Below are 13,627 nucleotides of genomic sequence, written 5' to 3'. Positions count from 1 at the left end.
GTAGGCGAAGGTAGGCGAAGGTAGGCGAAGGTAGGCGAAGGTAGGCGAAGGTAGGCGAAGGTAGGCGAAGGTAGGCGAAGGTAGGCGAAGGTGCAGCGTCGCGGCCGGAGCAGGCCCCAACGCTACGGCCTGAAATCCCCGATCTTCGGCAATGCCACCGGCACGCCGTTGGCATCGCACAGGCCCTTGCCGCACAGCGCGGCGCGCAGGCGCGGGGTGGCCTGCACGGCGAAGTGGAAGATCGCGTTCTGTTCCACGCTGCCGCGCACCGCATCGCTGCCGGGGCCACGCGCCCAGATGCCGACGTCTTCGCCGCCGTGGGTTTCACTGCCCAGCGGCAGCACGGATTCCTGCATGTAGTCCGGGGCTTCGGTATCGACGTGGGTCAGGTCAGGGCGTCCGATGGCAGGCTGGTAGTCCTTGGCCGCATGCGGGTGGCGCTTGGGGCCTGCCGGCTGCGATGCGCTGGCGCCGGTGTAGCCGGGGCCGTTGGCGTAACCCAGCGTGGTGTAGGGCAGGCCCAGCCGGTCGGTGGTCAGGCGCGCGGGTTCGCCGTCCTTGCCGGGGATGCCGCGCACCTTGCCGAGGATGGGATTGCCGCGCACGGGATAGCCGGCGAAGGTCAGCGTGTGGGCATGGTCGGCGGTGACCAGGATCAGGGTGTCATCGGCGGAGGTGGCTTCAACCGCTGCACGCACGGCATCGCTCATCGCCACGGTTTCCGACAGCGCGTTGAAGGCATTGCCGTCGTGGTGGGCGTGGTCGATGCGCCCGCCTTCGACCAGCAGCACGTAGCCCGCCGGGTTGCGCGACAGCCGCGCGATGGCGGCGCGGGTCATCTGCGCCAGTGACGGCTCGCCGCCGGCATCCTTGGCACGGTCGTGCTCGTACTGCATATGGCTGGGCTGGAACAGCGCCAGCAGTGGCTTGTCCTGCGGTGCGGCTTCGACTTGCGCGGTGTTCCATGCAAATGTGCCACCGGGATTGCGGCGCAGCCAGTCGGCGGTCAGGTCACGCCCGTCCTTGCGCCTGCCGGTCTGCTCCGGGTATTCCGGGTCGCGCTGCGTGGCCGGGATGAAGTTGCCGCGCCCGCCGCCCATCAGCACGTTGAAGCCGCCCGCAAACGGGGTTTCCACCAGTTGCCGGGCGATGTCGATGCAACCGGCGGCGCGGGCGTCGTCGGGCAGGTCGCCGTCGCTTTCCCAGTTACGGTCGGCGGTATGGCCGTAGGTGGCACCGGGGGTGGCATGGGTGATGCGCGCGGTGCTGACCACGCCAGCCGCCATGCCGCTGCTTGCGGCCAGTTCCCACAGGCTGAGCACGGGCGATGCCAGCGCGCCCTTGCAGTCGCCGTAACGCGGGGTCTGGTCGATGCCGAACACGCCGGAGCGGGTTTTCACGCCGGTCGCGATTGCGCTCATGGTGCCTGCCGAATCCGGCGTCTGCGCATCGGTGTTGTAGGTGCGGCTGAGCGCGGTGGCCGGGAAGGTTTCCCAGCTCAGCCGGTTTTCCTCGCCACTGCCGCCCTTGCGCTGGCCTTCGAAGATGCGTGCGGCGGCGACCGTGGTCAGGCTCATGCCATCGCCCAGGAAGATGATGACGTTCTTCGCGCGCCCGCTCATCGCGCCGCGTGAAGCGGCCTGCGCGGCACCGTCGCGGAACCACCATGCGGCAGTTTCACCACTCGGGCGCTGGATGGCGGGCACGTCCACCGTGATGGCGGATGCGGGCGTCACGGGCGCGGGCGGCGCGCTGGCGCACGCGGCAAGCGCGAATGTGCAGGCGAAGGAAAGGACGGCGTGGAGGCGAGGCTTGGCGGCGTTCATCGGGCCATTATGCCGATGTGGCATGGCGAAGGCGTTGCCGCGTTCCATCGCGGGCACTGCCGCCGGTGGCGGCGCTCGGGTATCGTCGCGGTCTGCATCGAGGGATGAAGCGCATGTTCGACTGGTGGTTCCGCATCAAGTTCTGGAAGCGCGTGGTGCTCGGCTTCGTGCTGGGCGCGCTGGCGGGCTGGGCGTTCGGCAAGGACGCGGAAGTCTGGTTTGGCCCGATTGGTGACCTCTACGTCACCCTCATCATGATGATCGCGGTGCCATTGGTATTTTTCGCGGTCATCAATGCGGTGGCATCGCTCAGCGGGCAGAAGTCCATCGCCGCGCTGGCCGGCCGCACGTTCCTGTGGTTTGCGATCACCGCCGCGCTGGCAGTGGGCGTGGGGCTGGCCTTCGGCTGGGTCATCAAGCCCGGCGTTGGCGTGGGCGTGCTGCAGATTGCCTCCGATTACAAGGAAAAGCAGGTGCCCGGCGTGCTGGACATGCTGCTCAACCTGGTGCCGTCCAACCCGTTCCAGGCGCTGGGTGGCGCGGCGGTCGCAAAGACCAGCGACGGCATGAAGGTACTGGTGCCGCGCAGTGGCACGGTGTTGCAGGTGATCTTCTTCGCCGGGCTGGTGGGCTTTGCGATGGTGAAGCTGGGCGAGAAGGTTGCCGGCATCCGCAAGCTGGTCGGCGAGGCCAGCGAGGTGATGATCCAGGTCACCCGCTACGTGCTGGAGTTCACGCCGCTGGGCACCTTCGGCCTGATCGCCGCGCTGGTGGGCGGCTACGGCTTCGAGCAACTGCGTCCGCTGCTGATGTTCGTGGTGGCGCTGTACGCGGCCTGCGCCTTCCACATCGTGGTGGTCTATAGCGGCCTATTGCTGGCGCACGGGCTGAACCCGCTGAAGTTCTTCCGTGGTGCAGCGCCGGGCATGCAGGTGGCGTTCGTGGCATCCAGCAGCTTCGCCGCGCTGCCGGTATCGCTGCGTTGCGCCACCCACAATCTCGGCGTCAACAAGGACTACGCCGCGTTCGCGGTGCCGCTGGGCGCGACCATCAAGATGGACGGCTGCGGCGCGATCTATCCGGCGCTGGCGGCGGTGTTCATCGCGCAGTACACGGGCACTGAACTGTCGGCATCGCAATACCTGTTGATCGCGCTGGCCTCGGTGCTGGGCAGCTTCGGCACCGCAGGCGTGCCGGGCACGGCGGTCATCATGGCAACAGTCGTGTTGGCATCCGCCGGCCTGCCGCTGGAAGCCATCGGCTATCTGTACGCCATCGACCGCGTGCTGGACATGATGCGCACGATGACCAATGTCACCGGCCAGATACTGGTGCCGACGCTGGTGGCGAAGGAAACCGGCATGCTTGATCGCGGCATCTATGAAGCCGCATCCACCGACGTGGGTCTGGACGAAGGCGAAGCCGCCGGCAACTAAGTTCCACTGAACAACTCTCGGAACGTCATCCCGGCGAAAGCCGGGATCCAGCATTTTTAATGAGCGAAGAGCTGGATACACGGACATCCGTCCGTGAAAAGATGCCGGCTTTCGCCGGAATGACGGCTTGCTCAGACTTCCCTAGCCCGGTGCCAACGCCGTCAGCAGGCCGCGCGCGGCGTTGAAGCGGGTTGCAGCGTCCGGCAGTTCCAGGGTGATGCGCAGCTTGTCCGGGCCGTCCATGCGGTAATGCTTCGGCTGGCCCTGGATCAGGCGGATCACCGCCATCGGATCGACGTTGGGTTTTTCGATGAACTGCACGCGCCCGCTGGTGCCGCCAAGGTCGAGTTTGCGGATGCCCAGGCGCGTGGCTTCCAGCTTCAGTTCGGCGATGGCGAACAGATGCTTGCCGGCATCCGGCAGCAGGCCGAAGCGGTCGATCATCTCCACCTGCAATTCGCGCAGGGCATCCACATCGCGCGCGGCGCTGATGCGCTTGTAAAGCGTCAGGCGCGCGTGCGGATCGGGCAGGTAGTCGTCCGGGATCAGTGCGGGGACGTGCAGGTCAACATCCGCACCATGGCGGTCGGCATCGTCCACGTCCGGCAGCTTGCCCTGCTTGATGCTGCGCACCGCGCGTTCCAGCAGTTCGGTGTAAAGGCTGAAGCCGATTTCCGCCATCTGGCCGCTCTGGTCTTCGCCCAGCAGTTCGCCTGCGCCACGGATTTCCAGGTCGTGGGTGGCAAGGGTGAAGCCTGCGCCGAGTTCGTCCATCGAGCTGATCGCATCCAGCCGCTTCTTCGCATCGCTGGTGATGTTGCGGCCATCGGGCACCAGCAGATAGGCATAGGCGCGATGGTGGCTGCGCCCGACGCGCCCGCGCAACTGGTGCAACTGGGCAAGGCCAAACTTGTCGGCGCGGTTGATGAGGATGGTGTTGGCGTTGGGGATGTCGATGCCGGATTCGATGATGGTCGAACACAGCAGCACATTGGTGCGCTGCTTGTGGAAGTCCAGCATCACCCGTTCCAGTTCGCGCTCTGGCATCTGGCCATGGGCGATGCCGATGCGGGCGTCGGGCACCAGTACCTGCAATTCGTCGTGCATGCGGCCGATGCTTTCCACGTCGTTGTGCAGGAAATACACCTGCCCGCCACGCGCCAGTTCGCGCTGGAAGGCTTCACGCAGCAGGGCGTCGTCCCAGACGTGGACGAAGGTCTGCACGGCCAGCCGGTTCGCTGGCGGCGTTGCGATGATCGAAAGATCACGCAGGCCACTCATCGCCATGTTCAGCGTGCGCGGGATGGGCGTGGCAGTGAGCGTGAGCAAATGGACGTTGGCGCGCAGCTTCTTCAGCGCTTCCTTCTGGCGCACGCCGAAGCGTTGCTCCTCATCGACGATGACCAAACCAAGGTCGGCGAACTTCACGTCTGGTTGCAGCAGGCGATGGGTGCCGACGATCACGTCCAGCTTGCCTTCGGCCAGCTTCTGCAATTCGGCTTCGATTTCCTTTTTCGACTTGAAGCGCGACAGCACTTGCACGCGCAGCGGCCAGTCGGCGAAGCGGTCGCGGAAGTTGCGGTAATGCTGTTCGGCCAGCAGGGTGGTCGGCACCAGCACGGCGACCTGCTTGCCGCTGCTTGCAGCGGCGAAGGCGGCGCGCACCGCGACTTCGGTCTTGCCGAAGCCGACGTCGCCGCAGACCACGCGATCCATGGGTTGCGAAGAGGCAAGGTCACGCAGCACGGCTTCGATGGCGGCGTGCTGGTCGGGGGTTTCCTCGAACGGGAAGGTGGCGGCGAAGGGCTCGTACATCGCGCGGTCCACGTCGATGGCAAGGCCTTGCCGGGCGTGGCGCTTGGCCTGGATTTCAAGCAACTCGGCGGCAACGTCGCGGACTTTTTCGGCGGCTTTCTTCTTCGCCTTCGCCCATTGTTCGCCGCCCAGGTTGTGCAGCGGCGCAGTGTCGGGGTTCGCGCCGGAATAGCGGCTGATGCGGTCGAGTTGCGCCACTGGGACGTACAGGCGGTCGCCCTTGGCGTATTCGATGTCGAGGAACTCGCCCGGCATGCCGCCGACGTCCATCGCGATGAGGCCGCGATAACGCCCCACGCCGTGATCCTCGTGGACGATGGGCGCGCCGAGGGTGAGCTCACCGAGGTCGCGGATGATGGCTTCAGGTTCGCGGCCCGCGCGCTTGCGGCGGCGCGGCTGCGATGCGCGTTCGGGGAACAGTTGGCGTTCGGTGAGGACGCACAGTTGCGGTGCGTCCAGCGCGAAGCCGTCATCGAAGGGGGCGACGGCGATGGCGAAGTTACGCTCGTCATTCCGGCGAAAGCGGGAATCCCCAACACCGTCATTCCGGCGAAAGCCGGAATCCAGCTTTTGACTCTCATCGTGAAAAGCAAGAGCTGGATTCCGGCTTTCGCCGGAATGACGAGCAAAAGCAAAAGCGGGCCAGCTTTCGACGACTTCCGGCTTCAACCCCGCCGCCTGCATCACTTCCAGCAAGGCCTCGCGCCGCCCCGGCGAATCGGCAGCCACCAGTACGCGGCCCGGATAGTTTGACAGGAACGCGCGCAGCGCTTCGCCCGGCGCGTGATCCTTCGCGGCCAGTGGCAAGGCGGGCGCGGGCTGCACCGGCAGCGCATGCGCTTCGCCATGGCGCGGGTGTGCGTCGCCGCAGACTTCGATGCGTGCGTCGCGGTTCAACACTTCGCGCAGTGCATCCGGCGACAGCCACAGTTCGGCGGGTGGCAACAGCGGGCGTTCCACGTCGTGGCGCAATTGCTCGTAGCGTTCGCCGATCTGCTTCCACGCATGTTCGGCGGCATCGAATGCGCCATCGCAAACCAGTGGCAGTGCGTTGGGTGCCAGATAGTCGAACAAGGTGGCGGTGCTGGTGTCCGCGCCGCGCGGGCGGTCGAAGAACAGCGGCAGGTAGTACTCGATGCCGGCGGGCGCAAGGCCAGCCTTCAGGTCCTGCACCAGTGCGCTGCGGCGGGTGTCGATGTCGAAGCGTTCGCGCAACGTATCCAGCGCGCGTTGCACGTTGGCATCACTCATCGGCACTTCGCGGCCCGGCAGCAGCTCGATGGCGTTGATCTTTTCCTGCGAGCGCTGGGTTTCCGGATCGAAGGCGCGGATGCTGTCGATTTCGTCATCCAGCAATTCCACCCGGAACGGCGCGTCCGCGCCCATCGGATACACGTCCAGCAGGCCACCGCGCACGGCGAAGTCGCCGGGGTCGAACACCTGCGGCACGTTGCGGTAGCCGGCGGATTCCAGCCGGCGCTTTTCCGCATCCATGTCCATGCGCTGGCCCACGCGCACGCTGAAGCGGTTGCCCAGCACGTGACCGCGCGGGGCGAGGCGTTGCATCAGGGTGGCGATGGGCACCACCACCACGCCGCGCGTGAGTTCGGGCAGGCGCGCCAGCGTGGCAAGGCGCTGGCTGACGATGTCCGGATGCGGGCTGAAGCGGTCGAAGGGCAGGGTTTCCCAATCGGGAAAGCCGAGCACCGGCAACGCGGGATCGCTGCCGGTCAGCACGCGCAGGTCGGATTCCAGCTGGTGCGCGGCGTGGTTGTCGCGGGCGATCAGCAGCAGCGGGCCGTTGTGGCGCTGCGCGGCGGCGACCACGGCGCAGGCCAGCGCGGTGCTGGAAGCAGGTGCGCGCCAGTACGCGCGGGACTGGCCGGCGCGGGGCAGCGGGGTATCGAAGGAAAGCGCAGGTTGCGGCATCGAAAAGTGCATCACTGAAAAGAACGACAGCGCCGGATGCCGTGCATCCAGCGCTTCGGGGGTCGAATTGGGCCGGTGATTCTAGAGGAGTGTTCTACCGGCTGGGCATGTTCAGCCGATCAGCGGCGGCGGTGGCGGCGTCTTCGGCTTGGGCGGCGGCAGATCCAGCACCACCCGCACCAGCCCCGGTTCGCCGGAGAACTCGCGGCTGAAGCCCAGTGACTGCGCCAGCGATTGCATTGGCAGGTTGTTTTCCAGTACGTCGCCGTAGATGCGTTGCACCTTGCGGCCCTTGGCCCAGCGCACCAGCCGGCGCATCAGGTGCCGGCCCAGCCCCATGCCGTTGATGTAGTGGCTGACGAGGATGGCGAACTCGGCATCCTTGCCGTTGTCATCGATGGAGATGCGCGCCACCGCGCCGACCAGCGCCTCGCCCGGCGGCAACGGCTCGGCGGCGACCAGCGCGAACTCACGGCGCGGGTTGGGATGGGTCAGGCGCTGGGCCTGATCCGCGCCCAGTTCCTTCTGCTGATGCAGGAAGCGCTGGCGCACTTCGTCCGGTTCCAGCAGGACGAAGGCCGCGCGCAGCGGCTCGGCATCCTCCGGACGAATGGGGCGGATCAGCAGCTCGCGACCATTGGCGAGGCGGACGTTTTCGTGCCAGGGCGGCATTCGGTTGCGGGCGGCCATGGTCAGATCATCCCTGCAGTCAGGTTAAGAATTTGGATGGGCCTAGCGGCTGGCATCCGCCGGCTTGCCGCGCAGGCTGGAAAACAGGGTCACCGCGCCCAGCACCAGCGCGCCTGCCACCACGCCCACACCGGCATTGAACAGGTTCACCAGCAGCCAGGGCATCGGCCCCTTGGCGATCACCTCGGCCAGGTGGTGCAAGGCACCGATGCCATGCACCAGGATGCCGCCGCCGACCAGGAACATCGCCGCTGTGCCGGCGATCGACAGAAACTTCATCAGCCTGGGCGCGAAGGCGAGGATGCCGCGCCCCAGCATCGCCGATGCCTTGCCGGTGCCGGGGCGCGCAAGATGCAGGCCGATGTCGTCCAGCTTGACGATGCCGCCTACCAGCCCATACACGCCCACGGTCATGATGAGCGAGATGGCGACCAGCACCGAGAACTGGGTGGCGAAGGACTTGGCCGCCACGGTGCCCAGCGAAATCACGATGATTTCCGCCGACAGCACGAAGTCGGTACGCACCGCGCCCTTGATCTTTTCCTTTTCGAAGGCGACCAGGTCCACCTGCGGATCGGCCACGGCTTCCACCAGTTCGGCGTGGTGGGCAGCTTCTTCCTGCTTGTGCAGCAGCTTGTGCGCCAGCTTCTCCACGCCCTCAAAGCACAGGTAGGCGCCGCCGATCATCAGCAGCGGCGTAATCAGCGGGATGTTGAAGCCGCGCCCGCGCAGCCATGCTTCCAGCGCGGCGATGGCAAGCGCCGCCGGCACCAGGATGGCCTTGTTGACCAGCGAGCCCTTCGCCACCGCCCACACCACCGGCAACTCGCGGTTGGCATGGATGCCGCTGACCTGCTGCGCGTTCAGGGCAAGGTCGTCGCCCAGCACGCCAGCGGTTTTCTTGGTGGCGACCTTGGTCATCACCGAGACGTCGTCAAGCAGGGTGGCGATGTCGTCGAACAGGGCGAAGAAGCTGGAGGCCATGGGGTCGGCGGGACGTGGTGGGCGGGGTAGCTGCGATTCTCGCACGGCCCGGGTTTTCCTCCTTCCCCTTGAAGGGGAAGGTCGGGATGGGGATGGTGTTGCACGCACCATCGCCATTGAACCCCATCCCCACCCAACCCTCCCCTTGAAGGGGAGGGCTTAAGCGCTGCGCTTCAGCCAGTCCGTGCGGGCGCTTGCTCCGGCTTCGCCCAGTGCATCGCGCATGGCGGCAAGCGCAGGATGCATGACCGCGTCGAACTGCCACGGCGCGTTGAGCAGCAGCATGCCGCTGCCGTTCATGCGCAAAGGCGAATCGTCCGCGCGCACCAGCAGTTCCAGCGCCAGCGCCGATTTTGCCGGCAGCGCGGCGGCGGCACGGCGGAACGGTTGCAAGGCGCGGCCCTGCTTGATCGGGTACCACAGCGCGAACATCCCCTGCGGCCAGCGCGTCAGCCCTTCACGCAATGCCGCCAGCGCGGTATCGAACTCGGCCAGTTGTGCCTCAAAGGGTGGATCGATCAGCACCAGCCCGCGCGCGAATTTCAGCGCGCCATGCTTCGGTGGCAGCAGCGCCTTGATCGCGGCGTAGCCGTCGCGCTGGTGGGTGGCGATGCGGGCGTCAGCGGCGAAGTGGTCGCGCAGGACATGGGCTTCTTCCGGGTGCAGCTCGCAGGCGGCGATGCGGTCCTGTTCGCGCAGTGCATGCGCCAGCAACCACGGCGAGCCGGGGTAGGCATGCGCGCCGTGTTGCAGGCGGCAGGCGCGGATTGCGGCCAGATAGCGCTGGATGGCCGGATCGCGCGGGGCTTCGGCGATCAGCCGGGCGATGCCGTCCTGCGCCTCGCCGGTTTTCTGCGCCGCTTCGCCGTCCAGCTTGTACAGACCGCGCCCGCCGTGGGTGTCCAGCGCGAAGCAGGGCGCGGGCTTGGCGGTCAGCGCATCGCACAGCGCCAGAACGGTCACATGCTTGAGCACGTCCGCGTGGTTGCCGGCATGGAAGGCGTGGCGGTAGTTCATGCGGGAGATTGTAGGGGCGGTTCTGTGCCTGCCCTTCGCCGTCATCGGGATCCGTAGGGGCAGGCCCCCGTGCCTGCCCTTCGCCGGCATCGGGATCCGTAGGGGCAGGCCTCCGTGCCTGCCCTTCGCTTTTGTCGGAAAAGCGGACAGGCACGGGGGCCTGTCCCTACTTCACATTCACCACGCATACCGTGCCGCCGCCCCGGTTACGATGCCGCGCATGCCGATCACCATTCTTTTGGCCGAAGACGAAACCGCCATCGCCGAAACCGTGCTGTACGCGCTGCGTGCGGATGGCTTCGAGGCCGAGCACGTCCTGCTGGGCGGGCAGGTGTTGCCGCGCCTGCAACGTGGCGGCATCGACCTTGTGATCCTCGATGTCGGCCTGCCGGATCGTAGTGGCTTTGACGTGTGCAGGGAGCTGCGCGAATCCAGCGCGGTGCCGGTGATTTTTCTGACCGCACGCAGTGACGAGATAGACCGCGTGCTGGGGCTGGAACTGGGCGCGGACGATTACATGGCCAAGCCCTTTTCCCCGCGCGAGCTGGTGGCGCGGGTACGTGCGCGGCTGCGCCGGCACGAAGGCGGGCAGGCGCGGCAGCGCGGTTGTTTCGAGATCGATGCAGAAGCCCACCGCATCCGCTTTGCCGGCCACTGGCTGGAACTGACCCGCTACGAGCATGCGCTGCTGGCCGAACTGCTGCGCCGCCCCGGCGCGATTCTCAGCCGCGCGCAACTGCTGGACCGGGTGTGGACGGACGCGCTGGAAAGCGGCGAACGCACGGTGGATACCCACATCAAGACATTGCGCGCGAAATTGCGCACGCTCGACCCGGCGCGCGACCCGATCCGCACCCATCGCGGGCTGGGCTATTCCATCGATGTGGACTGACCCTCGATGAAGATCGCGCTGCGCGTGCTGCTGGGCTATTTCCTGATCGTGGCACTGGCCGCGCTGCTGCTGGGCAATGTGTTCGTGCAGCAGGTCAAGCCGGGCGTGCGGCAGGCGATGGAGGACACCCTGGCCGATACCGCCAACGTGCTGGCAGAGCTTGCCACCGATGATTTGTTGGCCGGGCGCATCGCAGACGGCCAGTTCGCTGCCCGCGTGCGTTCGATGACGACGCGCGAACTGGATGCACGCATCTGGCAGCAGGCCAAGCATCGCGCCAGCTATCGCATCACTGTCACCGATGCACGCGGCATCGTGGTATTCGATTCGGCGGGCAAGGAGCTGGGCCGCGACAACTCGCGCTGGAACGATGTCTATCGCACCTTGCGCGGGCAGTACGGCGCGCGTTCCACCCGTGATGATCCGAATGATGACGCCAGCTCGGTGATGTACGTCGCCGCACCGATCCACGATGCGCAGGGAAAGGTTGCCGGCGTGCTCACGGTGTCGAAGCCCAACCGCAGCATCCAGCCTTTCATCGAACGCAGCCAGAACGTGATCCTGCGCTGGGGCTGGGTGCTGCTGGGCAGCGCGCTGCTGGTCGGGCTGCTGGCGGCGTGGTGGCTGTCACGCCAGCTTGCGCGCCTGCGCCGCTATGCCGACGCGGTGGCAGCGGGTGAACGCGCGCAACTGCCGGACGCCGCCGGCGAGTTCGCCGATCTTGGCCGCGCGCTGGAAAGCATGCGTTCGCAGCTGGAAGGCAAGCAGTACGTGGAGCGTTACATGCACACGCTCACGCATGAGCTGAAAAGCCCGCTGGCGGCGATCCGTGGCGCGGCGGAGCTGCTGGAAGGCCAGCTGCCGGAAACAGACCGCGCGCGCTTTGCGGCCAGCATCGGCATGCAGAGCCGGCGCATGGTGGGCATGGTGGATCGGCTGCTGGAGCTGGCGGCGCTGGAACATCGCCAGCGCATCGAGCAGCCGCAGCCGGTTGGTCTTGCCGCGCTTGCGAATGAAGCGGTGGAAGATGCCGCTTCGCGCGCCGATGCAAGGCAGGTCACCGTGTGTGTGCGGGCCGACGAACGCCTGCCTGCGGTGCAGGGTGACCCGTTCCTGCTGCGGCAGATGCTGGGCAACCTGATCGACAACGCCATCGACTTCTCGCCGCAAGGCGGCGTGGTGGATGTGGAAGTGAAGCCCGATGCCGATGGCCTGCGCATCATCGTTGCGGATCGCGGCCCCGGTATTCCCGACTATGCGCTTTCGCGCGTGTTCGAGCGTTTCTATTCGCTACCGCGCCCGGACGGCGGCGCGCGCAGCAGCGGGCTGGGCCTGAACTTTGTCGCCGAGGTGGCGCAGTTGCACGGTGGCCGCGCCGTCCTGGGCAATCGCGAAGGTGGCGGTGCGACCGCTATGGTGGTGTTGTCGTTGTCCTAGGAAAGCGTGACCAGGACGCTCCTGCTCGTCACTCCCGCGCAGGCGGGAGTCCAAGGACTTTGATCTTCATGGATGAACGTCCATGGATGCCCGCCTGCGCGGGCATGACGGATACATACCCCGCCTCACACCCACTTCACCAAGCCGCCATCGTCACATCGAACACCAACATCACGCTGCACCCATCTTCCCGATGGAGCACGACGATGCGATTGGCGTTCAAGGTGGCAATGGTGGTGATACTGACGTTGGCGATCCTGATCCCGCTTTCGATGATCCGTGGCGTCATCCACGACCGCCAGCAATACCGCGATCAGGCCGTGCGCGACATCGGTGCGAGTTACGGCGGTCGCCAGACCGTGGCCGGGCCGGTGCTGGTCGTGCCTTACGAGGAACAGGTGGAGGAGGAAGTGACCGGCGACGATGGCGTGGCGCGCCGGGTGGTGCGCAGGAAGTCGGGGCAGTGGACGTTCTTCCCGGAAACGCTGGCGATGGATGGCGAACTGAAGCCGGACACGCGCCGGCGCGGCCTGCATCAGGTGCGCGTGTACGAATGGGATGGCCGCGTTGAAGCGCGCTTCGATGTGCGGGTGCCGGCAGACAATGGCACGACACGGCGCAGCATCGGCAGGCCGTGGTTGAGCTTCGGCATCGCCGACGTGGGTGGTTTGCAGGGCACGCCGGACTTCGTGGTGAATGGCGCGCAGGCGCGGGTGGAGCAGGGCATCGGCCATGCCGACGGCCCCGGCGTGCATGCGCGCCTGCCGGTACCTGCGGCGGGGCAGCGCTTGCAGTTCGACACCCGCGTTGGCATGCGCCTGCGCGGTACCGAAAGTTTCTCGATGCTGCCGCTGGGCGCGGCCAACGACCTGCGCCTGCGGTCGAAGTGGATATCGCCGAAGTTCGATGGCAAGTCGCCGCAGCATGACATCGGCAACGATGGTTTCCGCGCGCGTTGGCAGGTGGCGGCGGTGGCGACCAATGCACAGCGCCGCTTCCTGCAGGAGCCGTCGCTGTCGCCGGAGAACAAGCTGTCCGCCGATGCGCAGGAAGCGCTGGCGCGCGGCATGCCGTGGACACCGGCGGGCGACAGCGTCAGCGTGTCGCTGATCGATCCGGTCAATCCCTATATGCAGGCCGACCGCGCCACCAAGTATGGCCTGCTGTTCGTGCTGCTGACCTTTGTCGGTTTCTTCATGTTCGAACTCATCAAGCAGGTGCGCGTGCATCCCATCCAGTACCTGCTGGTGGGGCTTGCCATCGCCATCTTCTTCCTGCTGCTGGTCAGTCTTTCCGAGCGCATCGACTTCGGCCTGTCCTACCTGCTGGCGGCGCTGGCCTGCATCGGCCTGATCGGCTTCTATCTGGCGGCGGTGCTGCGCAGTGCGGTACGCGGGCTTGGCTTCGCGGCGATGCTGGGCACGTTGTACGCCGCGCTGTATGGCCTGCTGCTGTCGGAGGACAACGCGCTGGTGCTGGGCTCCGGCCTGCTGTTCGCGATCCTGGCCGCGATCATGCTGGCGACCCGCAAGGTGGACTGGTATCAGGTGTCGGCGCGGATGCCGTCGCCCTCGCGCGCCGAGTCTTCGGCCTAGAATCCG

9 protein-coding genes are annotated in these 13,627 nt (G+C 66.6%); 4 read left to right on the top strand and 5 right to left on the bottom strand.

Annotated elements, in window-relative coordinates:
- Window positions 1-122 precede the first annotated feature (122 nt).
- Entirely contained in the window at window positions 123-1,826 is a 1,704-nt protein-coding gene (locus tag QM612_RS07315) for an alkaline phosphatase (protein WP_415253239.1), read from the bottom strand.
- 104 nt (window positions 1,827-1,930) lie between these two features.
- On the opposite strand from QM612_RS07315, the gene QM612_RS07310 reads away from it, so the two are divergent.
- A complete protein-coding gene (locus QM612_RS07310) occupies window positions 1,931-3,262 on the top strand; it encodes a dicarboxylate/amino acid:cation symporter (protein ID WP_415253238.1) in 1,332 nt (443 codons plus the stop codon).
- 141 nt (window positions 3,263-3,403) lie between these two features.
- Here the strand turns inward: QM612_RS07310 and mfd are convergent, their stop codons facing one another.
- The 4 genes from mfd to QM612_RS07290 form a co-directional block, all read right to left on the bottom strand.
- Window positions 3,404-6,643 carry a transcription-repair coupling factor gene (mfd, locus tag QM612_RS07305; RefSeq protein WP_415253240.1) on the bottom strand — a complete coding sequence of 1,080 codons (3,240 nt, stop codon included), beginning with the start codon at window positions 6,641-6,643 and terminating at the stop codon, window positions 3,404-3,406.
- A 474-nt stretch (window positions 6,644-7,117) separates the two neighbouring features.
- Window positions 7,118-7,696: a GNAT family N-acetyltransferase gene (locus QM612_RS07300; protein ID WP_415253237.1), complete on the bottom strand. Its 579-nt coding sequence runs from the start codon at window positions 7,694-7,696 to the stop codon at window positions 7,118-7,120.
- Between the two features lie 42 nt (window positions 7,697-7,738).
- Entirely contained in the window at window positions 7,739-8,680 is a 942-nt protein-coding gene (locus QM612_RS07295; RefSeq protein ID WP_415253236.1) for a DUF808 domain-containing protein, read from the bottom strand.
- Window positions 8,681-8,839: 159 nt separating this feature from the next.
- Window positions 8,840-9,697: a 23S rRNA (adenine(2030)-N(6))-methyltransferase RlmJ gene (locus QM612_RS07290; protein ID WP_415253235.1), complete on the bottom strand. Its 858-nt coding sequence runs from the start codon at window positions 9,695-9,697 to the stop codon at window positions 8,840-8,842.
- A gap of 211 nt (window positions 9,698-9,908) precedes the next feature.
- Here QM612_RS07290 and creB point away from each other — a divergent pair, with 211 nt between their 5' ends.
- From creB to creD, 3 genes are all read left to right on the top strand, one after another.
- Entirely contained in the window at window positions 9,909-10,589 is a 681-nt protein-coding gene (creB, locus tag QM612_RS07285) for a two-component system response regulator CreB (protein ID WP_415253234.1), read from the top strand.
- 6 nt (window positions 10,590-10,595) lie between these two features.
- On the top strand, window positions 10,596-12,026 hold the full coding sequence (gene creC, locus QM612_RS07280; protein ID WP_415253233.1) for a two-component system sensor histidine kinase CreC: 1,431 nt from the start codon (window positions 10,596-10,598) through the stop codon (window positions 12,024-12,026).
- A 206-nt stretch (window positions 12,027-12,232) separates the two neighbouring features.
- A complete protein-coding gene (gene creD / locus QM612_RS07275; protein ID WP_415253232.1) occupies window positions 12,233-13,621 on the top strand; it encodes a cell envelope integrity protein CreD in 1,389 nt (462 codons plus the stop codon).
- Window positions 13,622-13,627: the final 6 nt, after the last annotated feature.

The organism is Thermomonas sp. (assembly GCF_047606765.1).
In the GTDB taxonomy this organism is placed as follows: domain Bacteria; phylum Pseudomonadota; class Gammaproteobacteria; order Xanthomonadales; family Xanthomonadaceae; genus Thermomonas.
This window is presented reverse-complemented; position numbering and strand designations above follow the sequence as displayed.